The following is a 20,976-nucleotide window of genomic DNA, read 5'->3' as shown; positions in this document are numbered from 1 at the left end:
AGGCGACCGGGCCGTTCGTCCCCTGCGCCGCACGCCCAGCGGATCCGCCCCGGCCCGTAACACGCCGGAAACATTCCAGACACGGCGACGTCATCCCTCCCCCGTAACCTGCTTGCAGGTCGCTCGACCGCACCCGTTCCCTCAGGAGTTCATGAATGTTCACCTCTCCCGCTGAAGTGCTCGCCTACATCCGCGACAACGACATCAAGTTCCTCGACATCCGGTTCACCGACCTCCCCGGCGTGCAGCAGCACTTCAACATCCCGGCGGCCACGGTCGACGAGGACTTCTTCGTGAACGGCCAGCTCTTCGACGGATCCTCGATCCGCGGCTTCGCGTCGATCCACGAGTCTGACATGCAGCTCATCCCGGACGTGACCACGGCCTACGTCGACCCGTTCCGCGAGGCGAGCACGCTCGTCATGGTGTTCGACATCTACAACCCGCGCACGGGCGAGATCTACAGCAAGGACCCGCGCCAGGTCGCCAAGAAGGCGGAGAAGTACCTCGCCTCGACCGGCATCGCGGACACCGCGTACTTCGCTCCCGAGGCCGAGTTCTACATCTTCGACGACGTGCGCTACTCGGTCACCGCCGGGGAGAGCTTCTACAAGGTCGACTCCGAGGAGGCCGCGTGGAACAGCGGTCGCGAGGAGGAGGGCGGTAACCTCGCCAACAAGACCCCGTTCAAGGGCGGCTACTTCCCCGTCGCGCCGGTGGACAAGACCGCCGACCTCCGCGACGACATGACGCTGCGCCTGATCGACGCGGGCTTCCACCTCGAGCGTTCGCACCACGAGGTCGGCACGGCCGGTCAGCAGGAGATCAACTACCGCTTCGACACCATGGTGCACGCGGCCGACGACATCCTGAAGTTCAAGTACATCATCAAGAACACGGCCGAGGCCTGGGGCAAGACGGTCACGTTCATGCCGAAGCCGCTGTACGGCGACAACGGCTCGGGCATGCACACCCATCAGTCGCTGTGGCTCGACGGCGAGCCGCTGTTCTTCGACGAGAACGGCTACGGCCAGCTCAGCGACATCGCCCGCTGGTACATCGGCGGCCTGCTCAAGCACGCCCACGCCGTGCTCGCCTTCACCAACCCCTCGCTGAACAGCTACCACCGTCTGGTGAAGCACTTCGAGGCCCCCGTGAACCTGGCGTACTCCGCCGGCAACCGCTCCGCGGCGATCCGCATCCCGCTGACCGGCTCGAACCCGAAGGCCAAGCGCATCGAGTTCCGCGTGCCGGATGCCTCGGGCAACCCGTACCTCGCCTTCGCCGCGCAGATGATGGCGGGCCTGGACGGCATCCGCAACCGCATCGAGCCGATGGAGCCGATCGACAAGGACCTCTACGAGCTCCCGCCGGAGGAGGCCAAGAACATCCCCCAGGTGCCGAACTCGCTCCTGGACTCGCTCGAGGCGCTCCGCAACGACCACGACTTCCTGCTCGAGGGCGGCGTGTTCACCGAGGAGCTCATCCAGACCTGGATCGACTACAAGTACAACAACGAGATCCTGCCGATGGCCCAGCGCCCGCACCCGTACGAGTACGAGCTGTACTACGGCGTCTGAACGGCCCCGGTTCACGCCGGCCTGAGACCACGGAGCCCCCGTCCTGCGTTCCCCCGAGCAGGACGGGGGCTCCGTCCCGTTCGGGCGGGACGGGCCGGCCGCCGTCGATGGCGGTCACGGCACGCACATCGTTCTCCCACCGGGCGCTCATCCGACCGATAGGGCGGGGACATCTTCGCTGTGCACACTCGATCGAGTCGCCTGGCGCATGCCGCGCGATCCGATCGGAAGGAACCCCCTCTATGAAGGTCAGCAAGCGCATCGGCTACACCGCGGCGACCGTGGCGGTCGCACTCGCCCTCGCCGGCGGGACTGCCGCCGTCGCCAGCGCCGCCACCCTGCCGAGCCCGTCTCCCAGCACCGGCAGCAGTGCGGGCCATGCCGGCACGCACCACGGCCGCACGGGCAAGGGCGACCGGCAGCACACGGCGCTCTCCGCCGATGAACTGGCGAAGGTCACCGCGGCCGTCACCGCGAAGGACCCGGGGGCCACGGTGAAGCGGTCGTGGAAGGACGCGGACGGCTCGTTCGACGTCGTCGTCACATCCGGTTCCACCCGGACCCGGTTCGAGGTGAGCGCGGACTACACGACGGTCACCGCTGACGCCGCCATGCCGCACCACCACCACGGCGGTCACGACGGCGGTCAGAAGTCCGGCGGATCGAACGACGCCGAGGGCTGAGCCGACGCGCAGGCCCTTCGGCCGAGCAGGACCCCGGTGCCCGCTCCCTTTCGGGGGCGGGCACCGTGCTGCCTCTCACCCGCCGAGCGGCGGTGAGCTGGGGATCGGAACCGGCTTGCCTCCCCGTCGTTCCAGGGCGTCCATGCGCGCCTTCGTCTCCGGGCTGGGAACGTACGGGTGCCAGTGCCTGGCCACCGCGCCCGCCCAGTCCGACCCATCCCCTGCGGCGCCCAGCGCCGGATCCACCGTGCTCATCTCAGGCACGCTAGATGCGCCGACGGTCGGAGGAAAGGGGCTTGACTTCCGGACGAGACCCGCTCAGCCGTAGAACAGCTTCTCGAAGTCGCGGCGGGCGCGGCGGGTCACGCCGAGGTAATCGTCCTCGAGGGCGCTCGCGGCGCGGTCGGGATAACCGAGGATCCGGCCGACGCCGTCGAGCTCGCGGACGTCGACCGGCAGGACATCCTTCGTCTGGCCGGTCAACAGGGTCATCGCGGAGCGCAGCCGGCTGGACAGCCGCCACGCCTCCTCCAGCCGCTCGCCTGCCGGCGCAGGCACGAACCCCGCTTCGACGGCCACGCTCAGAGCGCTCAAGGTCGAGGTCGTTCGCAGCGCCGGCACGGCGTGCGCGTGCTGCAGCTGCACGATCTGGATCAGCCACTCCACATCGCTGAGCGTTCCGGGGCCCAGCTTGAGGTGCCGGCGGGGATCAACGCCCTGCGGCAGCCGCTCCCCCTCCACCCGCGCCTTGATCCGCTTGATCTCGCGGAGCGACGCCAGATCGAGCGCTTCGGGGTAGCGGACGCCGTCCGCCAGCGTCATGAACCGGTCGATGAGCTTGTGGCTGCCGGCGACGCCACGCGCGCGCAGCAGCGCCTGCGCCTCCCACGACAGCGACCAGCGCTCGTAGTACGCGGCGTAGGCGTCGAAGCTGCGCACGAGCGGACCGTTGCGGCCTTCGGGGCGCAGGTCGGCGTCGAGATCGAGGGGCAGTCGGTGGTCGGCCAGGTGCTCCCTGAGCCCCGCGACGATACGCGCCGAGAGCTGCTGGGCGCGCTGCGGATCCACGCCGTTCGCGTCGTAGACGAACAGCACGTCCGCGTCGGATCCGAACCCGAGTTCCGCGCCGCCGAAGCGGCCCATCGCGATGACGGAGAAGTCGAGCGCGTCGTCCTCGGACGGCACGACGTCACGGCGGACCGCCCGCAGCGCGGCCTGGATCGTCGCCTCGGTGATCTCGGTGAGCGCGACGGCCACGTCGTCGATCGTGAGGACGTCGAGCACCGCTCCCATCGCCGCGCGCAGCAGCTCGCGGCGGCGCAGCGCCCGCACCGACCGCATCGCGTCGACGATCGTGTCGTGCCGGGTCTGGATCGCGCGCGCCTCCTCGTCGAGTGCCTGCCACGGGCGGGGCGTGAGCTGCTCGGTGCTCTCCAGCCAGGCGACGGACTCGGGGATCCACTCCATCAGCTCGCCGATGTACCGCGACGTGGACAGCACCCGGGTGAGCCGCTCGGCCGCGCCGGAGGAGTCGCGCAGCATCCGCAGGAACCACGGGGTGTCGCCGAGCCGCTCGCTGATCCGGCGGAACGCGACGAGCCCGTAGTCGGGATCCGTTCCGTCCGCGAACCAGCGCACCATGACCGGCATGAGGTGCTTCTGGATCGTGGTCTTGCGGCTGAGCCCGCTCGTGAGCGCGCCGATGTGGCGGAGCGCGCCGGCCGGATCCCGGAAGCCGATCGCGGCGAGGCGGTCGTGCGCCTGATCCGTCGAGAGCACCCGCTCCTCTTCGGGCAGCGATGCCACGGCGCTCAGCAGCGGCCGGTAGAACAGCCGGGTGTGCAGGTCGCGCACCTCTCGGCGCACGTCCTCCCAGACCTTCCAGATCCCGTCCGCCGTCTCGGCGAGCCCGGTCGCCCGGGCGAGGATGCGGCGGGCGTCGTCGTCCCTCGGCACGAGATGCGTGCGCTGCATCTCGCGCAGCTGCAGCCGGTGCTCGACGAGTCGGAGCACCCGGTAGTCGTGCGCGAACAGCCCCGCCTCGGCGCGGCCGATGTAGCCGCCGAAGACGAGAGCGTCGAGGGACTCGAGCGTCCCCTGCGTGCGGATGTCGGGATCCGTGAGCCCGTGCACGAGCTGCAGCAGCTGCACGGTGAACTCGATGTCGCGCAGGCCGCCCGGGCCGAGCTTGAGCTGGTACGGCACGTCGTCGGGGTCGATGTGCTCGGTGACGCGCTCGCGCATGCGCTGCACACTGCCGACGAAGTCCTCGCGCGCGGCGCTCGACCAGACCTTGGGCTGCACGGCCTCGATGTAGCGACGTCCGAGCGCAGCATCGCCGGCGATCGCGCGCGCCTTGAGCAGCGCCTGGAACTCCCAGCTCTTCGCCCACCGGTCGTAGTAGGCGACGTGCGAGGAGAGCGAGCGCACGAGTGCGCCCTGCTTGCCCTCGGGGCGCAGCGCGGCGTCGACCTCCCAGAGCGGCGGCTCGGCCTCGATCCCGGCCAGGCCGCGCATCGTCTCCCGGGCGAGCCGGGTCGCGATGTCGATCGCGCGCGCCTCGGGGAGGACCTCCTCGTCGGCGGTGCCTGCGACGAAGATGACGTCCACGTCGCTGACGTAGTTCAGCTCGCGCGCCCCGGTCTTGCCCATTCCGATGATGGCGAGTTCGGTGAGCGCGACCTCGCGTCGGGCGTCCGCGGATCCGCCGGCGACCACGGTGCGCGCGATCGCGAGCGAGGCCTCCAGCGCGGCCGACGCCGCGTCGGCCAGGGCCGCGGTCACGGCGTCGACGGCGGCGACCGGATCCGCGGCCGCGAGATCCCACGCCGCAATGCCGGCGATCGCCCGCCGATAGGCGACCCGCAACCCGATCCGCGCCTGGTCGTCGCCGGACCGCGCGAAGCCGTCCGCGGCGCCGATCGCCCGGAGGAGGTCGTCGCGGAGCTCGGCGGCGGCGGGCAGCGCCTCCCGATCCTCGGTGAGGACGTCGAGCTGTGCCGGACGGCGCTCGAAGAACCGGCCCAGGCCGGAGGACGCCCCGAACACCCGCCAGGCACGCGCCCGCGATCCCTCGCCCCGGAGCACGGCGATGAGCGCATCAGGATCCCGCCGGCCCACCCGGATGAGCCCGGCGAGGGCGGCGTCCGGATCCGCGCTTACCAGCCCCTCGACGAGGTCGGGCACCGGGATCCCGGTGAGCTCGGACAGCTCGCGCAGCCCCGCGGCGGCGCCGGACAGCCCGACGAAGCCGAGGCGCGCGAGCGCGGTCAGCGAGAGGGAATCGTCCGAGCGGGGCACTGCACCCCGATCAGAGCAGCTCGAGGTTGCTCTTGAGCTCGAACGGCGTCACCTGGCCGCGGTACGCCTCCCACTCCTTGCGCTTGTTCAGCAGCACGTAGTTGAAGACCTGCTCCCCGAGGGTCTCGGCGACGAGCTCCGACTCCTCCATGTACTCGAGGGCGTGGTCGAGGCTCGCCGGCAGCGGCGCGTAGCCCAGCGCACGGCGTTCGGCGTCGCTCAGCGACCACACGTTGTCCTCGGCCTCGGGCGGCAGCTCGTAGCCCTCCTCGATGCCCTTCAGACCCGCCGCGAGCATGAGCGCGTAGGCGAGATACGGGTTCGTCGCGGAGTCGAGCGCGCGGTACTCGATGCGCGTGGACTGGCCCTTGTTCGGCTTGTACATCGGCACCCGGATGAGTGCCGAGCGGTTGGCGTGCCCCCAGGTGACGAAGCTCGGCGCCTCGTCGCCGCCCCAGAGCCGTTTGTACGAGTTCACGAACTGGTTCGTGACCGCGGAGATCTCGTTCGCGTGCCGCAGCAGGCCGGCGATGAACTGCCGTCCGGTGCGCGAGATCTGGTACTTCGCGCCCTCTTCGAAGAACGCGTTCATGTCGCCCTCGAACAGGGACATGTGCGTGTGCATGCCGCTGCCGGGATGGTGGCTGAGCGGCTTCGGCATGAACGTCGCGTACACGCCCTGCTCGATCGCGACCTCCTTGATCACCGTGCGGAAGGTCATGATGTTGTCGGCGGTGGTCAGCGCGTCGGCGTAGCGCAGGTCGATCTCGTTCTGACCCGGCCCGCCCTCGTGATGGCTGTACTCGACCGAGATCCCGAGGTCCTCGAGCATACGCACCGAGCGACGACGGAAGTCGTGCGCAGTGCCGCCGGGGACGTTGTCGAAGTAGCCGGCGGAGTCCACCGGCACCGGCCCCTCCGGACCGTACTGCGACGACTTCAGCAGGTAGAACTCGATCTCGGGGTGCGTGTAGAACGTGAACCCGGCGTCCGCGGCCTTGGCGAGGGTCCGCTTGAGCACGTGCCGCGGGTCCGCGACCGCGGGGCGCCCGTCGGGCGTGGTCAGGTCGCAGAACATCCGGGCGGTCGGGTCGATCTCGCCGCGCCACGGCAGGATCTGGAAGGTCGTGGGATCCGGCTGGGCGAGCAGGTCGGACTCGAAGGTGCGGGTGAGGCCCTCGATCGCGGATCCGTCGAAGCCGATACCCTCCGCGAAGGCGCCCTCGACCTCGGCCGGCGCGATCGCCACGGACTTCAGCGTGCCGATGACGTCGGTGAACCAGAGCCGGACGAACTTGACGCCGCGCTCCTCGATCGTGCGCAGCACGAAGTCGCGCTGCTTGTCCATGCCGCTCAACCCTCGTCGCCCTTCGAACCCCAGTCGTCCTCGGCCGCATCCTCGTCGGCCCACGCCTTCGCGCGCTCCTGGAGCACCTCGGGCGCGCGGGCGGCCTCCTCGGCCGTGTCGAACGGCCCGATGCGATCGGGGGCCGGCGACTCGAAGCCGAACTCGACCTCACCGGTCGTGCTGTTGTACCAGTACTTGTTCTCGCCGGACATCGCGTCTCCTCCGCTGGGCCTGTCACGATCCTACTGTCGCGGCACCCTCTCGCTAGGCTGGGGCGCATGGCAAAAGCGATCGGTGTGGACATCGGCGGAACCGGCATCAAGGCCGGCCTCGTGAACCTCAAGCGCGGCACCCTGGAATCGGATCGGATCCGGATCCCGACCCCGGAGGGAGCGGCGCCCGCCGACGTCCTCGAGGCCGTCAAGGAGGTGCTCTCCACGCTGGGCGTGGCCGACTCCTCGCTGCCCCTGGGCGTCGCGTTCCCCGCCATCGTGAAGAACGGCAGGACGCTGTCCGCGGCCAACATCTCGAAGGACTGGATCGGCTTCGAGGCGGAGAAGTTCTTCGAGGACGGGCTCGGCCGCCAGATCACGTTCGTGAACGATGCCGACGCCGCCGGCATCGCCGAGGTGCGCCACGGCTCCGCGACGGATGCGAAGGGCCTGACCATCCTGACGACGCTCGGCACCGGCATCGGATCCGCGTTCCTGTACAACGGCGTGCTGCTGCCGAACACCGAGCTCGGCCACCTCTGGCGCGACCGGGACTCGTTCGAGAAATGGTGCGCGTACTCCGCGATGGAGCGGGAGAACCTGTCCTGGGAGGAGTGGACGGCGCGGCTGCAGGAGTACTACTCGCACGTCGAGTTCCTGTTCAGCCCCGACCTGTTCGTCGTCGGCGGCGGCGTCTCCAAGCACCCAGAGAAGTTCCTGCCGCTGCTGGACCTGAAGACCCCGATCGTCGCGGCCACGCACCGCAACTCGTCCGGCATCATCGGCGCGGCCTCGCTCGCCGCAGGCTGACGCCCGGAACGCCGAGAGGCCCGGCGCTGCTCTTCTGCAGCGCCGGGCCTCTTCGCGTGGATGAACGGGCCGGCCTGTACGCCGGGTTCTGTTCCGGGGCCGGAGCCCCATCGACGGTCATCTCTCTCGGCGACGCGTTGCCGCGCCGCTCCAGCGGCCTACCCGGGGACTCGGCGAGCCGCGTCATCATCCCCTGTCTGGCCTTGCTCCGGGCGAGGTTTACCTGGCGGGCCGCGTCACCACGGCCCCCGGTGGTCTCTTACACCACCCTTTCACCCTTACCCCATCGATCCCTCGACTCGCGAAGAAGCAACGGGGCGGTCTTCTCTCTGTGGCACTGTCTCGCGGATTGCTCCGGGTGGGTGTTACCCACCGCCCTGCCCTGTGGAGCCCGGACGTTCCTCGGTGCGGTCTCCCGCCACGCGACCGTCCGGCCGACCCGTTCGGATCCAGTCTACGAGGACTTGCCGGCGTCCTCGGCGATGCGCAGGTCCAGGGGGATGTCGATCTCGAAGCCGGGGAACAGCCGGCGGGTGGCGGCGTCGGCCGCGTCCTGCACCGCACTGGCGGCGTCCTCGGCGAGCTCGGCCGGGGTGTGCACGATGACCTCGTCGTGCAGGAAGAAGGCGAGGTGGGCGCGGCGGGCGAAGACCGGGCCCGACGCCTCGGCAGGGACCTTCGCCTCAGGGAGGGCGGACAGCCGATGCCGGATCTCGGCGAGCCAGAGCAGCGACCATTCGGCCGCCGTGCCCTGCACGACGAAGTTGCGGGTGAACCGACCCCGATCCCTCGCCCTGCTGCGCGCGAACCGCTCGTCGGATCCGTCCGCCTCGGGGTCGCTCGCGCGGGACTGCGCGGTCGTCCATGCCGCGTCGGGACGCGGCGAGCTGCGGCCGAGGAGCGTCGAGACGACACCGCCGTCCTCGCCGGTCTTCGCGGCGCCGTCGACGAGCGCCATCGCCCGCGGGAACACGCTGCGCAATCGTGGCCCGAGCATCCCGCTCGGCCCGGTCGTCGCGCCGTACATCGCGCCGAGCACGGCGTACTTCGCCTCCTCCCTGGTCTGCACCGCGCCGGAGCGCACCACGCCCTGATACAGGTCGGCACCGCGGGCCGCGCCCGCCATCGCGCCGTCTCGCGACATCGCAGCGAGCACGCGCGGCTCCAGCTGGGCGACGTCGGCGCAGACGAGCGCCCAGCCGTCGTCGGCGCGGACAGCGGGGCGCAGGCTCCGCGGGATCTGCAGGGCTCCCCCGCCGCTGGACGCCCAACGCCCGGTCACGACGCCTCCGGTCAGATAGATCGGCCGGAACCGCTCGTCGTGCACCCACTCGGCGAGCCAGCCCCAGCCGTTCGCGGCGAACAGCCGGGCCAGCTTCTTGTACGCGAGCAGCGGCTCCACCACGGGGTGCTCGATCTCGCGCAGCTCCCAGCGCGAGGTCGAATCCACGACGATCCCCGCGCGCCGCAGGGACTTCAGCAGCCGCGGCGGGCTGTCGGGATTGACCGACGGATCCTCGAGCGCCTCCGAGATCGTGGCCGCGAGCTCGGCCATCCGGATCGGCCTTCCACCGGCGGCGGGGCGCGGTCCGAGGGCCTCGACGAGCAGCCGCTGATGCACGGCGGTGCTCCACGGCAGCCCGGCCGCGGTCATCTCCTCCGCGATGAGCGCGCCCGTGGACTCGGCGGCGCAGAGCAGCGCCAGACGGCCGTCGGGAGCGCGCTCGAGAGCCTCGCGCTGGCGGGAGTGCTCGGCGAGCAGCTCCTCGATCTCGTCGGGGCGATCCGGGTCCGCCGACGCGGACACGTCGTGCAGGGAGAACAGCGCCGGCATCTTCACCGGGATCGACATCGGATCCACGCGGAGCCAGCGGGCCGAGGCGGGGATCGGCGCCGCGAGGCCGGCGGTGTCGCGCAGGATCGCGTGGCAGAGCAGCAGATCGTGCGCGCGGCGGATACGCACGCCCTCGGCGAGTAACGGCGGATAGACCTCGCGCAGGCTGCGGACCACCCAGCGCGGACGAGCGGTCCGCTCCCGCTCCGAGATGAATGCCGGCAGGGACGTTTCGGCGAGGTCCTCGCGAGCGACCTCCGCACCGCGGTCGTCGAGGAGCACGGCACACCACGCGCCCGCGGATCCGCCGCGCCCGAGCACGATCTCGTGCGGGGCGGCGGGGTCGGTCACGGCTTCGAACCTACGCGCCGCCTCCGACATCCGGCCACACGATGCCGCCCGCGTGTGTCGACTTGTCTCGCAGACGGGGCGGATGTCGAGGGCACCGGTTAGCGTGGAGAAACGGAGAGGAGCCCCCATGTCCGACGTATCGCCCTTCATCGCCCACAACGGCTTCGCCCTGCCCACCCAGGGTCTGGGCACGTACGGCCTGCGCGGCGAGGCCGGCGCCGACGCCGTGCGCAGCGGCATCGAGACCGGCTACCGGCTCATCGACACGGCCTTCAGCTACGAGAACGAGGGCGCGGTGGGCTGGGGCGTCTCCGGCGCTGCCGTCGACCGGGCCGAGCTCATCGTCACGACCAAGCTCCCCGGGCGCCACCACGCGCGGTACCGGGCGCTGGTCGCGATCGAGGAGAGCCGGTTCCGCCTCGGCGTCGACGCGATCGACCTGCTCCTCATCCACTGGCCCAACCCCGGCGTCGACCGGTACGTCGAGGCGTGGGCGGCGCTGGTCGAGGCGCGCGAGCGGGGGCTGGTCCGCCAGATCGGCGTGTCGAACTTCCTGCCGGAGCACCTCGAGCGGATCGAGGACGAGACCGGCGTGCGCCCCGTCGTGAACCAGATCGAGCTGCACCCGAGGTTCCCGCAGCAGGAGGCGCTCGACCACCACCGCGCGCAAGGGATCATCACCGAGGCGTGGAGTCCGCTGGGCAAGGCCGGCGAACTCCTCGGGGATCCCGCGATCGTCGAGGTCGCCGCGGCGCACGGGATCACGCCGGTACAGGCCGTGCTGGCGTGGCACGCGGCACGCGGGGTGGTCGCGATCCCGAAGGCGTCGTCGCCGGAGCATCAGGCGCTGAATCTGGCCGCCGCCCAGATCCGCCTCTCGGACGACGAGATCGCGGCGATCACCGCGCTCGGCCGCCGGGACGGACGGCTCTGGGGTGCGGATCCCCTCACGCACGAGGAGCTCTGAGGGACGGCCACGTCCCTTCGACGGGCTCAGAGACCGGATCGCAGGCACAGCAAGCGGGCTGTGGGAGCCTCAGGCCGGCTGAGGGACGTTGCTGGGGGTCAGCCCGGACTCCTCGGTGCGGATCAGGATGCAGCCGCACTCCGGGCAGGACACGACCTCGTCGGAGGCGGCCTGGCGGATCACGTTCAGATCGGTTCCGGAGAGCACCATGCGGCAGCCCTCGCACGTCGCGCGGCGCAGCAGCGCCGCACCCGCGGTGCGGCCGGCACGGCGCTGGTACTCGGTCATCAGCGACGGGGCGATCGAGTCGACCAGGGCGACCCGATCCCGTGCGAGCTGCTCGCCCTCGGTCGTCGCCGCGGCGATCAGAGCCTTGGCCTCCGCGGTCAGCCGGGTGCCCTCGGCGACCGTCTCATCGATGAGCGCCTGCTGCGCGTCGACGGCCGCCTGCGCGTCCTCGGCGCGTCCCATGAGCTCGAGCTCGGCGTCCTCCAGATCACTGATCCGCCGGCCCAGGCTCGTGATCTCCTGCTCGAGCGCGACCGCGTCCTTCGGGTTCTGCGTGGCCGCGAGCCGCTCGGCGTCGCGGTCGCGGCGCTGCGTCGCGAGCGCGACATCCGACTCCAGGCGCTTCAGCTCGGCCTGCACGTCATCGCGACTGCCGGACAGCGCGGTGAGCTCGCGCAGCTGCCCCTGACGGAGCGCGGCGAGCTCGTTGATCCGCTCCCCCTGCGCCGGATGCGTGCGGGCATGCTCGGACTGCGCGATGCGGCGATCGATGTCGGCGATGTCGAGAAGCACGATCTGGTGCGCGGGGTTGGCTTTCACGCGATCCAACCTACGCCAGCCGGGACCTCAGCGGCGTCCGGATCCGTGCCGCGCCGGGTCAGGAGACCACACCGTCGACGTAGTACCAGCGCCCGTCCTCGCGCACGAACCGGCTGAGCTCGCGGAGCACCCCGCGTCCGCCTGCGTCGCGGTGGATCGCCTCGAAGAGCACGGTCCCCGTGGAGTCGAACGGGCCGCCGCCCTCGCGGGCGAGCACGTCCAGGCGGAGCCAGCGCAGCTCGGGATCGATCTCGACCCGATCCGGGCGGGTCGACGCATGCCATGAGCCGAGCAGATGGGCCTCGTCGCCGAGCGCGAACGCCGTGTACCGGGAGCGCATCAGCCGCTCCGCCGTCGGCGCAGGGCGCCCGGCCAGGATCGGCCCGCAGCAGGCCTCGAGCACGTCCCCGCTGCCGCAGGGGCAGCGCTCCGGACGCGCCGGCGCGCCCATCAGACGCCCATCCGGCCGAGGGCCTCCTCCAGCCGGCCCACCGTGCCGTCCACGTCGGCGAGCTTGTCCAGGCCGAACAGGCCGATCCGGAGCGTCGAGAACGATGCGGGCTCCCCGCAGTGCAGCGGAACGCCGGCCGCGATCTGCAGGCCCTCCGCCGTGAAGCGGGCGCCGGAGCGCAGTCCGGGGTCGGTCGTGTGCACGACGGCGACGCTCGGCGAGGCGAAGCCGTCGGCCGCGACCGAGGGCAGCCCGTGCGCGGCGAGCACGGCGCGCACCTTCGTGCCGAGGTCCCACTGCGCGGCCCGGAGCGCCTCGAACCCGCGCTCGCGGGTCTCGGTCATCAGGGCGGCGTTGTGCTGCAGCGTGTCGGTGGGCATCGTCGCGTGATACGGCGAGCGGCCCTCGCGGTAGTCCTCGGAGATCTGCAGCCACTTGCCGAGGTCGACCGCGAAGCTCGACGAGGTACGGCTCACGACCGCCTCCCGGCCCGCGTCGCCGAGCATGACGAAGCCGGCGCCCGGCGATCCGCTCCAGCCCTTCTGCGGAGCGCTGAGCAGCACGTCGACGCCGAGTGCGGCCATGTCCACCCACAGCGCGCCGGAGGCGATCCCGTCGAGCACGAGCAGACCACCGACCTCGTGCACCGCGTCGGCGAGAGCGCGGACGTAGTCGTCCGGGAGCAGGATCCCCGCCGCCGTCTCCACGTGCGGAGCGAAGACGACCTCGCTGCGCTGGGCTCGGATCGCCGCCACGACCTCGTCGATCGGGGCGGGCGCCCAGGCCGCCTGCGGAGCGTCGTCGACGGGACGCGCGGTGCAGACGACGACGTTCTGCGCGATCGCCCCCATGTCCAGGATCTGCGACCAGCGGTACGAGAACAGCCCGTTGCGGACGACGAGGCAGCGCCGCCCCGTCGCCAGCTGGCGGGCGACGGCCTCCATCGCGTAGGTGCCGCCGCCGGGCACGATCGCCGTCGTGGACGCGCCGTACGCGGCACGCAGATCCGCCTGGATGCTCTGCATCACCCCGATGAAGCGCGCGGACATGTGATTGAGCGAGCGGTCGGTGAAGACCACCGAGTACTCCAGCAGGCCACCCGGATCGACGTCATCGTGCGGAAGCTTCATGGCACCAGCCTGGCATAAGCCGCACGAGGAAAAAGCGCTGCCGGGAGGGCGCCTGTCCGAACCACGGGACCCGGGAGACGCGGTGCGCCCAGAGAGACTCGAACTCCCGACCCCCTCGGTGTAAGCGAGGTGCTCTAACCAACTGAGCTATAGGCGCGCAGGTCCACCTTAGCCGGGCGCACGCGCGCGCCGAGCGGCGCTCAGCGCGAGTCTGCGACCCGGGTCACCCCCGGCCGGTCCGCGCCGACGGCCACCCGGTCCATTCCGAGCCGGCCCTTCGTCGCGACGATCACGATGATCGCCAGGATCCCGTAGCCGATGACGTTCGCGTAGTACGCGTTCAGCACGCCCGACGCGGTCATCGTGCCGAGCTGGGGGAACATCGGGAACAGCACGAAGTTCGGGAAGGCGTCCATCGCACTGTGGATCAGGATCGCGATGAGGATGCTGCCGCCGCTGCGGTTGCAGACCCACGTGTAGAACACGCTCACCGCGGTGATCCACACGGTGAACGCGACCATGTTCTGCCAGCTCGGCACCGTCCACTGTCCGCTGAACCAGATCGTCGCGTGCCAGACGCCCCAGAGCACTCCCAGCACGATCGTGCCGAGCAGCGGCCCGAACCGCGCCTGGATCCGCTCCTGGGCGAATCCGCGCCATCCCGGCTCCTCCCCCAGCGGCCCGCCGATGATCGTGACCGGCCAGACGAAGAACCAGACGTAGCCGACTGCGGTCGGCAGGGGGTCGATCGGGGTGAATGACACGACGACCCCCGGGATCGCGAGAGCGCCCAGCGTCGCGAACACCGGCAGCCCGAACAGCGCGAGGACGTACCAGCGCCCGCCGACGCGCCAGCGCACGAAGCGCCGGAAGAACCGCGCCACGCCGCCGCGCCCCTCGGTCACGGCCGTCACGACGACCGCGCCCAGGAACGGACCCGTGAACGTCGATGCGCCGACGATCACCATGTTGTCGAACGGCACCCGGTAATGCAGGACGCCCCACGCCTCATCCGAGAGGTTCCAGGGCAGCCAGACCAGCCACGACCCGAGGAAGGCGATCACGAAGTAGGAGATCAGCGGAGCGCGCCGGATCGCGCCGGAGAGACCGCGCGGAGAGGCCGGCGAGGGGGACGACGTCATCGGTGCTCCTGGTGCTCGTCCGGCGCGGTGACGGCACACTGGCGGGCGTCGTCGCCCATCAGGACCGCTGGAGCCGGACCCGGCGGCTGGGCATGAGCGTAGCAATCGGGACGCCGCCGCCACCACCGCTCGGCACCCGCGGATTGTGACTAGGCTGAGTCCGCGACCGTTGTGCGGAGTCGACAAGACTCCCCCGGGTCTTATCCCGTTTTCCTTGGCTGGACCAGCCAGATAGACGAAAGGCTCCCCGTGACCGTTCACGATCAGGATCCGTACTCGCAGGGCCCGCTCGACAGCGACCCGGAAGAGACCGGCGAGTGGCAGCAGTCGCTCGACGAGCTCGTCGATGCGAAGGGCCGCGGCCGCGGCCGCGAGATCATGCTGAACCTGCTCAAGCGCTCCAAGGAGCTGCACCTGGGCGTGCCGATGGTCCCGACGACGGACTACATCAACACGATCGCCCCGGAGAACGAGCCCGCCTTCCCGGGCGACGAGGAGCTCGAGCGCCGCTACCGGCACTGGATCCGCTGGAACGCCGCGATCACGGTGCACCGCGCGCAGCGCCCGGGCATCGGCGTCGGCGGCCACATCTCCACATACGCCTCCGCCGCGTCGCTGTACGAGGTCGGCCACAACCACTTCTTCCGGGGCCGCGACCACGCCTCCGGCGGAGACCAGATCTTCTACCAGGGCCACGCCTCCCCCGGCATGTACGCGCGCGCCTTCCTCGAGGGCCGTCTCACCGAGACGCAGCTCGACGCGTTCCGCCAGGAGAAGTCCGGCGCGCCGAACGGCCTGCCCTCCTACCCGCACCCGCGGATGATGCCGGAGTTCTGGCAGTTCCCGACCGTGTCGATGGGTCTCGGCCCGATCAACGCGATCTACCAGGCGATGACGAACAAGTACCTCGCCAACCGCGGCATCAAGGACGTCGCCGACTCGCACGTGTGGGCGTTCCTCGGCGACGGCGAGATGGACGAGGTCGAGTCGCGCGGTCAGCTCCAGGTCGCCGCCAACGAGGGCCTGGACAACCTCACCTTCGTGATCAACGCGAACCTGCAGCGCCTCGACGGCCCGGTGCGCGGCAACGGCAAGATCATCCAGGAGCTGGAGAGCTTCTTCCGCGGCGCGGGCTGGAACGTCATCAAGGTGGTCTGGGGCCGGGAGTGGGACGCGCTGCTCGCCCGCGACACCGAGGGCGCCCTGCTGAACCTCATGAACGTGACCCCGGACGGCGACTACCAGACGTACAAGTCGGAGAACGGCGCGTACGTGCGGGAGAACTTCTTCGGTCGCGACGAGCGCACCCTCGCCCTGGTCGAGGACTACTCCGACGACCAGATCTGGCACCTGCGCCGCGGCGGCCACGACTACCGGAAGGTGTACGCGGCCTATAAGGCGGCCATGGAGCACAAGGGCCAGCCGACCGTCATCATCGCGAAGACGGTCAAGGGCTACGGCCTCGGCCCGCACTTCGAGGCGCGAAACGCGACCCACCAGATGAAGAAGATGACGCTGGACGACCTCAAGCTGTTCCGCGACACCATGCACATCCCGATCTCGGACGCGCAGCTCGAGGCCGACCCGTACCGCCCGCCGTACTACCACCCGGGAGCGGGCGACGAGACGATCCAGTACATGCTGGAGCGCCGCCGCGACCTGGGCGGCTTCCTGCCCGAGCGGCGCACCACCCACGTCGGGCTGGAACTGCCGCAAGACAAGGACTACTCGGCGCCCAAGAAGGGATCCGGCAACCAGGAGATCGCCACGACCATGGCGTTCGTGCGCATGGTCAAGGACCTCATGCGCGTGAAGGGCTTCGGCGAGCGGGTCGTCCCGATCATCCCGGACGAGGCACGCACGTTCGGCATGGACGCCTACTTCCCGACGGCCAAGATCTACAACCCGAACGGTCAGAACTACACCTCGGTCGACCGGGAGCTGCTGCTCGCCTACAAGGAGAGCCCGCAGGGTCAGCTGATCCACGTCGGCATCAACGAGGCCGGGGCCACCGCGGCGTTCACCGCGACCGGCACCGCGTACTCGACGCACGGCCAGCCGCTCATCCCGATCTACATCTTCTACTCGATGTTCGGCTACCAGCGCACCGGCGACGCCTTCTGGGCCGCGGGCGACCAGATGACGCGCGGCTTCGTGATCGGCGCGACCGCCGGACGCACCACGCTGACCGGTGAGGGCACACAGCACGCGGACGGCCACTCGCCGCTGCTGGCCTCGACCAACCCGGCCACGCTCGTCTACGACGCGGCGTACGGCTACGAGGTCGCGCACATCGTGCAGTCCGGCGTCGAGCGGATGTACGGCGGCACGCACCCGGATCCGGACGTCATGTACTACCTGACCGTCTACAACGAGCCGATGCGCCAGCCGGCGGAGCCGGAGGACGTGGACGTCGACGGGATCGTGCGGGGTCTGCACCGGGTGTCGACGGGATCCGGGGAGGGCCACCGCGCTCAGCTGCTCGCCTCCGGCGTCGGCGTGCCGTGGGCGCTCGAGGCGCAGCAGCTGCTGCGCGACGACTGGGGCGTGTCCGCGGATGTGTGGTCGGTCACCTCCTGGAACGAGCTGCGCCGCGACGGCCTCGCCGCCGACGAGCACAACTTCCTGCACCCGGAGCAGGAGCCGCGCACCGCCTACCTGACCACCAAGCTGCAGGATGCAGAGGGCCCGTTCATCGCGACGAGCGACTACATGCACGCGGTGCAGGACCAGATCCGCCAGTGGATCCCCGGCCGGTACTACACGCTCGGCGCCGACGGCTTCGGCTTCGCCGACACCCGTGCCGCGGCTCGTCGCTTCTTCAAGATCGACGGCCCGTCGATGGTGGTCCGCACCCTGCAGGCCCTGGCCGACGAGGGCAGGATGGATCGCTCCGTCGTGGCCCAGGCGATCGCGAAGTACGACCTGTACAACGTGAAGGCGGGCGCCAGCGGAAACGCGGGCGGCGAGAGCTGACGCCGGCGTGACGTCCTCCGCGAAGAGACCGGCCGAGATGACCAAGCCGGAGACGCTGGCGTGGCTGCGCCGCATCTCCGGCGACCTGGCCACGGCCACCCTGCAGCGCCTCGAGGATTCGCTGCCGTGGTACGCCGAGATGCCGCCGGCCCGACGCTCCGCCGTCGGGCTGGTGGCCCAGGCCGGCATCACCTCGTTCATCCAGTGGTACGACGACCCGACATCGACGCCGTGGATCGCGGCCGACATCTTCGCGGCCGCGCCGCGGGAGCTGCTGCGCAGCGTGAGCCTGCAGCAGACCCTGCAGCTGATCCGGGTCACCGTCGCGGTGACCGAGGAGCGCGTGGCCGGCAAGAACGGCGAGCTGCGCGACGCGATCCTGCTGTACTCCCGCGACGTGGCCTTCGCCGCGGCCGACGTGTACGCGCGGGCGGCGGAGGCGCGGGGTCTGTGGGATGCGCGCCTCGAGGCGCTCGTGGTGGACTCGATCCTCACCGGCGAGGCTGACGAGGAGCTGCCCAGCCGGATCGCCGCGCTCGGCTGGCACGGCCACGGCGAGGTCTGCGTCATCGTCGGCACCACGCCGCCGCAGTTCGACGTCGATCAGGTCCGCCGCACCGCACGCAAACTCGCGGTCGACGTGCTGATCGGCGTGCAGGGATCGCGGCTCGTGCTCGTGGTCGGGCGCGCCAAGCTGGAGGGGCGCGAGGACGGCGGAGAGTCGGACGAGTTCTCCTTCACCGAGATCGCGCGCACGCTCGAGCCGTCGTTCGGGCCCGGGTACGTCGTCGTCGGCCCCGCCGTGGCGGCGCTCGTCGACGCGGGCCAGAGTGCCCGAGCGGCGCTCGCCGGGTTCGCGGTGGCGCGGTCGTGGCGCGGCGCGCCCCGGCCGGTGGATGCGGACGAGCTGCTCCCGGAGCGGGCCATCGCCGGCGACCCGCTGGCCAAGCAGACCCTCATCGAACGCGTGTTCCGCCCGCTGCACGACCACTCCACCGACCTCGTCACGACCCTGTGGAGCTACCTCGACAACGGCCGCTCGCTCGAGGCGACGGCGCGCGAGCTGTTCGTGCACCCGAACACGGTGCGGTACCGGCTGAAGCGGATCAGCGAAGTCATCGGCTGGGACGCGACGGGTCCGCGCGAGGCGTTCATCCTGCAGACGGCGCTCGTCCTCGGCACGATCGGCACGGCCGAGCCGGTGCGCCGGGGCCTGCGGCCCCGCCGTCCGCGCTGACGTCGGCCCGCTCCCGGAGCCTGTCGAAGGGTCGCAAGCATCCGCTCCGGCCCTTCGACACGCCCGGTACCGCACGATCTGTCACACTCGCACAACCGATCTTCGGATTCTTGTGAGGGTTGAGCCACCGGATCCGCCGGATCGTTGGCAGACTGGAGGAGTGATCGTCCTCGCGTGCCCTGGTCAGGGCTCTCAGACCCCTGGTTTCCTCTCCCCTTGGCTCGAGCTGGAGGGCGTCGCGGAGGATCTCGCCGCGTACTCCGAGGCCGCTGAGGTGGACCTCGTCCTGCACGGCACCGAGTCGGACGCCGACACGATCCGCGACACCCGGATCGCCCAGCCGCTGATCGTGGCCGCTTCGCTGGTCGCCGCCAAGGTCCTGCACGAGCGCGCAGGGCGCCAGGCCGACGGGATCGCCGGCCACTCCGTGGGCGAGTTGGCCGCGCTCGTCGGCGCGGACGTCGTGTCCGACCTGGACGCCATGCGCCTCGTCGGAATCCGCGGACGCGCGATGGCGGACGCCGCCGCGCAGACCCCGACCGGCATGAGCGCCGTGCTCGGCGGCGACGAGGAAGAGGTGCTCGCCCGCCTAGCCGAGCTCGAGCTGACCCCTGCGAACTACAACGGTGGCGGCCAGATCGTCGCGGCCGGGGCCCTCCCGGCCCTCGCCGAGCTCGCCGAGACCCCGGTCAAGGGATCCCGTGTCATGCCGCTCAAGGTCGCCGGCGCCTTCCACACGTCGTACATGGCCCCGGCCGTCCAGACGCTCCGCGCCGCCGTCGACGGCGTCGCCGCCGCCGACCCGACCGTCACCCTCTGGACCAACCGCGACGGTTCCGTCGTCACGTCCGGTGCCACCGCGCTCGACTACCTCGTCGCGCAGGTGTCCTCCCCGGTCCGCTGGGACCTGTGCATGGCCTCGTTCGCCGAGAACGGCATCACCGGCCTCATCGAGCTGACCCCTGCCGGAGCCCTCACCGGCCTCGCGAAGCGCGGACTGCGCGGCACGCCCGCCGTCGCCGTGAAGACCCCCGAAGACCTCGAAGCGGCCGTGGCGCTGCTGAACGGAGAAGCAGCATGACCACGCTCAAGCAGTCCACGGGCCCCGCGTACACGCGCATCTACTCGGTCGGCGCGGCCCGCGGCGAGAACGCGGTGCCGAACGACGACCTCATCGGCCCCATCGACTCGAGCGACGAGTGGATCCGCCAGCGCACCGGCATCATCACCCGCACCCGTGCGGTCGCCACCACGGACGCGATCGACCTCTCCACCTCCGCCGCGAAGGAGGCCGTCGAGAAGTCCGGCGTCGCCCCCTCCGACATCGACGTCGTCATCGTCGCCACGATCAGCAACCCCAAGCAGACCCCCTCGGTCGCCGCGATCGTCGCCGACCGGGTCGGCGCCAACCCCGCCGCCGCGTACGACATCAACGCCGCCTGCGCCGGCTACGCGTACGCGGTCGCCCAGGCCGACGCCCTCATCCGCGCCGGCGCCGCCCACCACGCCCTCGTGATCGGCGCGGAGAAGCTCTCCGACATCGTCGACCCGACCGACCGCAGCATCTCCTTCCTGCTCGGCGACGGCGCGGGCGCCGTCGTGATCGGCCCGAGCGACACCCCCGGCATCTCCGCCACCGTGTGGGGATCCGACGGCTCCAAGGCCGACGCGGTGGGCATGAACCACACCCTCACCGAGTTCCGCGACGGCGTGGCCCCGTGGCCGACGCTGCGCCAGGAGGGCCCGACCGTCTTCCGCTGGGCCGTCTGGGAGATGGCGAAGGTCGCGAAGCAGGCCCTCGAGCAGGCCGGCGTCGCGGCATCCGACCTCGCCGCGTTCATCCCGCACCAGGCCAACATGCGCATCGTGGACGAGTTCGCCAAGCAGCTGAAGCTGCCCGAGACGACCGTCATCGCCCGTGACATCGAGACCACCGGCAACACCTCGGCCGCGTCCATCCCGCTCGCCACGCACCGGCTGCTCCAGGAGCACCCGGAGCTCAGCGGAGGCCTCGCGCTGCAGATCGGCTTCGGCGCCGGTCTGGTCTTCGGCGCGCAGGTGGTCGTGCTGCCCTGACCGGGCGCGCCGTTCCCTAGACTGTTCACCGGTTCCGAAACAACCCCATAG

General features: G+C 70.9%; 17 protein-coding genes, 1 tRNA gene and 1 other RNA gene. 8 read left to right on the top strand and 11 right to left on the bottom strand.

From position 1 onward, the window contains the following. Positions 1-155 precede the first annotated feature (155 nt). Entirely contained in the window at positions 156-1,580 is a 1,425-nt protein-coding gene (glnA, locus tag RBR11_RS01980) for a type I glutamate--ammonia ligase (protein WP_308487608.1), read from the top strand. 242 nt (positions 1,581-1,822) lie between these two features. Further along, positions 1,823-2,263, top strand: coding sequence for a hypothetical protein (locus RBR11_RS01975; RefSeq protein WP_308487607.1), 441 nt, complete (start codon positions 1,823-1,825; stop codon positions 2,261-2,263). 75 nt (positions 2,264-2,338) lie between these two features. Here RBR11_RS01975 and RBR11_RS01970 read toward each other — a convergent pair whose 3' ends face one another. The 4 genes from RBR11_RS01970 to RBR11_RS01955 all read right to left on the bottom strand — a co-directional run bounded on the left by RBR11_RS01970 (position 2,339) and on the right by RBR11_RS01955 (position 7,123). Then, positions 2,339-2,518 (bottom strand): hypothetical protein, encoded by a 180-nt coding sequence (locus RBR11_RS01970; protein ID WP_308487606.1) that lies wholly within the window; start codon positions 2,516-2,518, stop codon positions 2,339-2,341. A 63-nt stretch (positions 2,519-2,581) separates the two neighbouring features. Further along, the gene (locus RBR11_RS01965) at positions 2,582-5,563 is read right to left on the bottom strand and encodes a bifunctional [glutamine synthetase] adenylyltransferase/[glutamine synthetase]-adenylyl-L-tyrosine phosphorylase (RefSeq protein WP_308487605.1); all 2,982 of its coding nucleotides are present in this window, start codon (positions 5,561-5,563) and stop codon (positions 2,582-2,584) included. A gap of 10 nt (positions 5,564-5,573) precedes the next feature. After that, positions 5,574-6,911 carry a glutamine synthetase family protein gene (locus tag RBR11_RS01960; RefSeq protein WP_308487604.1) on the bottom strand — a complete coding sequence of 446 codons (1,338 nt, stop codon included), beginning with the start codon at positions 6,909-6,911 and terminating at the stop codon, positions 5,574-5,576. A gap of 5 nt (positions 6,912-6,916) precedes the next feature. Beyond that, positions 6,917-7,123, bottom strand: a complete 207-nt coding sequence (locus tag RBR11_RS01955) for an SPOR domain-containing protein (RefSeq protein WP_308487603.1) — start codon at positions 7,121-7,123, stop codon at positions 6,917-6,919. 66 nt (positions 7,124-7,189) lie between these two features. Between RBR11_RS01955 and ppgK the strand changes: the two genes are divergently transcribed. Next, positions 7,190-7,933, top strand: a complete 744-nt coding sequence (ppgK, locus tag RBR11_RS01950) for a polyphosphate--glucose phosphotransferase (RefSeq protein WP_308487602.1) — start codon at positions 7,190-7,192, stop codon at positions 7,931-7,933. A gap of 61 nt (positions 7,934-7,994) precedes the next feature. Here ppgK and rnpB read toward each other — a convergent pair. Both rnpB and RBR11_RS01940 read right to left on the bottom strand, forming a co-directional pair. Next, positions 7,995-8,375: RNase P RNA component class A (gene rnpB, locus RBR11_RS01945), an RNA gene on the bottom strand. A 12-nt stretch (positions 8,376-8,387) separates the two neighbouring features. Continuing rightward, the gene (locus tag RBR11_RS01940) at positions 8,388-10,148 is read right to left on the bottom strand and encodes a bifunctional 3'-5' exonuclease/DNA polymerase (RefSeq protein ID WP_308487601.1); all 1,761 of its coding nucleotides are present in this window, start codon (positions 10,146-10,148) and stop codon (positions 8,388-8,390) included. 97 nt (positions 10,149-10,245) lie between these two features. Here RBR11_RS01940 and RBR11_RS01935 point away from each other — a divergent pair, with 97 nt between their 5' ends. Next, positions 10,246-11,085, top strand: coding sequence for an aldo/keto reductase (locus tag RBR11_RS01935; protein WP_308487599.1), 840 nt, complete (start codon positions 10,246-10,248; stop codon positions 11,083-11,085). 69 nt (positions 11,086-11,154) lie between these two features. Here the strand turns inward: RBR11_RS01935 and RBR11_RS01930 are convergent, their stop codons facing one another. The 5 genes from RBR11_RS01930 to RBR11_RS01910 form a co-directional block, all read right to left on the bottom strand. Further along, positions 11,155-11,913, bottom strand: coding sequence for a zinc ribbon domain-containing protein (locus tag RBR11_RS01930; protein WP_308487598.1), 759 nt, complete (start codon positions 11,911-11,913; stop codon positions 11,155-11,157). 58 nt (positions 11,914-11,971) lie between these two features. Further along, a complete protein-coding gene (locus tag RBR11_RS01925) occupies positions 11,972-12,364 on the bottom strand; it encodes a YchJ family protein (RefSeq protein WP_308487597.1) in 393 nt (130 codons plus the stop codon). Next, positions 12,364-13,494 carry an aminotransferase class V-fold PLP-dependent enzyme gene (locus tag RBR11_RS01920; RefSeq protein ID WP_308487596.1) on the bottom strand — a complete coding sequence of 377 codons (1,131 nt, stop codon included), beginning with the start codon at positions 13,492-13,494 and terminating at the stop codon, positions 12,364-12,366. Before RBR11_RS01920 ends, RBR11_RS01925 begins: the two co-directional genes overlap by 1 nt. An 83-nt stretch (positions 13,495-13,577) precedes the next feature. Further along, a tRNA-Val gene (locus RBR11_RS01915) sits at positions 13,578-13,651 on the bottom strand. A gap of 43 nt (positions 13,652-13,694) precedes the next feature. After that, positions 13,695-14,636, bottom strand: coding sequence for a CPBP family intramembrane glutamic endopeptidase (locus RBR11_RS01910; protein WP_308487594.1), 942 nt, complete (start codon positions 14,634-14,636; stop codon positions 13,695-13,697). Between the two features lie 249 nt (positions 14,637-14,885). Here RBR11_RS01910 and aceE point away from each other — a divergent pair, with 249 nt between their 5' ends. The 4 genes from aceE to RBR11_RS01890 all read left to right on the top strand — a co-directional run bounded on the left by aceE (position 14,886) and on the right by RBR11_RS01890 (position 20,925). Next, a complete protein-coding gene (gene aceE, locus RBR11_RS01905) occupies positions 14,886-17,612 on the top strand; it encodes a pyruvate dehydrogenase (acetyl-transferring), homodimeric type (RefSeq protein ID WP_308487593.1) in 2,727 nt (908 codons plus the stop codon). A 37-nt stretch (positions 17,613-17,649) separates the two neighbouring features. Next, on the top strand, positions 17,650-18,849 hold the full coding sequence (locus RBR11_RS01900; protein WP_308487592.1) for a PucR family transcriptional regulator: 1,200 nt from the start codon (positions 17,650-17,652) through the stop codon (positions 18,847-18,849). Between the two features lie 160 nt (positions 18,850-19,009). After that, a complete protein-coding gene (locus RBR11_RS01895) occupies positions 19,010-19,930 on the top strand; it encodes an ACP S-malonyltransferase (protein ID WP_308487591.1) in 921 nt (306 codons plus the stop codon). Continuing rightward, positions 19,927-20,925 carry a beta-ketoacyl-ACP synthase III gene (locus RBR11_RS01890; protein WP_308487590.1) on the top strand — a complete coding sequence of 333 codons (999 nt, stop codon included), beginning with the start codon at positions 19,927-19,929 and terminating at the stop codon, positions 20,923-20,925. Before RBR11_RS01895 ends, RBR11_RS01890 begins: the two co-directional genes overlap by 4 nt. The last annotated feature ends 51 nt before the right edge of the window (positions 20,926-20,976 follow it).

The sequence above is a fragment of the Microbacterium capsulatum genome (genome assembly GCF_030865425.1).
Taxonomy (GTDB): Bacteria; Actinomycetota; Actinomycetes; order Actinomycetales; family Microbacteriaceae; genus Microbacterium; species Microbacterium capsulatum.
The sequence above is the reverse complement of the archived record's forward strand: the minus strand, read 5'-3'. Positions and strand labels throughout refer to the sequence as shown.

What these genes read in the sequence shown, in the direction of transcription:
- ppgK (WP_308487602.1), top strand. Translation starts at nt 7,190, where the DNA reads ATGGCAAAAGCGATCGGTGTGGACATCGGCGGAACCGGCATCAAGGCC.
- glnA (WP_308487608.1), top strand. Translation starts at nt 156, where the DNA reads ATGTTCACCTCTCCCGCTGAAGTGCTCGCCTACATCCGCGACAACGAC.
- RBR11_RS01910 (WP_308487594.1), bottom strand. Translation starts at nt 14,636, where the DNA reads ATGACGTCGTCCCCCTCGCCGGCCTCTCCGCGCGGTCTCTCCGGCGCG.
- RBR11_RS01900 (WP_308487592.1), top strand. Translation starts at nt 17,650, where the DNA reads ATGACCAAGCCGGAGACGCTGGCGTGGCTGCGCCGCATCTCCGGCGAC.
- RBR11_RS01920 (WP_308487596.1), bottom strand. Translation starts at nt 13,494, where the DNA reads ATGAAGCTTCCGCACGATGACGTCGATCCGGGTGGCCTGCTGGAGTAC.
- RBR11_RS01970 (WP_308487606.1), bottom strand. Translation starts at nt 2,518, where the DNA reads ATGAGCACGGTGGATCCGGCGCTGGGCGCCGCAGGGGATGGGTCGGAC.
- RBR11_RS01890 (WP_308487590.1), top strand. Translation starts at nt 19,927, where the DNA reads ATGACCACGCTCAAGCAGTCCACGGGCCCCGCGTACACGCGCATCTAC.
- RBR11_RS01955 (WP_308487603.1), bottom strand. Translation starts at nt 7,123, where the DNA reads ATGTCCGGCGAGAACAAGTACTGGTACAACAGCACGACCGGTGAGGTC.
- RBR11_RS01975 (WP_308487607.1), top strand. Translation starts at nt 1,823, where the DNA reads ATGAAGGTCAGCAAGCGCATCGGCTACACCGCGGCGACCGTGGCGGTC.
- RBR11_RS01940 (WP_308487601.1), bottom strand. Translation starts at nt 10,148, where the DNA reads ATGTCGGAGGCGGCGCGTAGGTTCGAAGCCGTGACCGACCCCGCCGCC.
- RBR11_RS01960 (WP_308487604.1), bottom strand. Translation starts at nt 6,911, where the DNA reads ATGGACAAGCAGCGCGACTTCGTGCTGCGCACGATCGAGGAGCGCGGC.
- RBR11_RS01935 (WP_308487599.1), top strand. Translation starts at nt 10,246, where the DNA reads ATGTCCGACGTATCGCCCTTCATCGCCCACAACGGCTTCGCCCTGCCC.
- RBR11_RS01925 (WP_308487597.1), bottom strand. Translation starts at nt 12,364, where the DNA reads ATGGGCGCGCCGGCGCGTCCGGAGCGCTGCCCCTGCGGCAGCGGGGAC.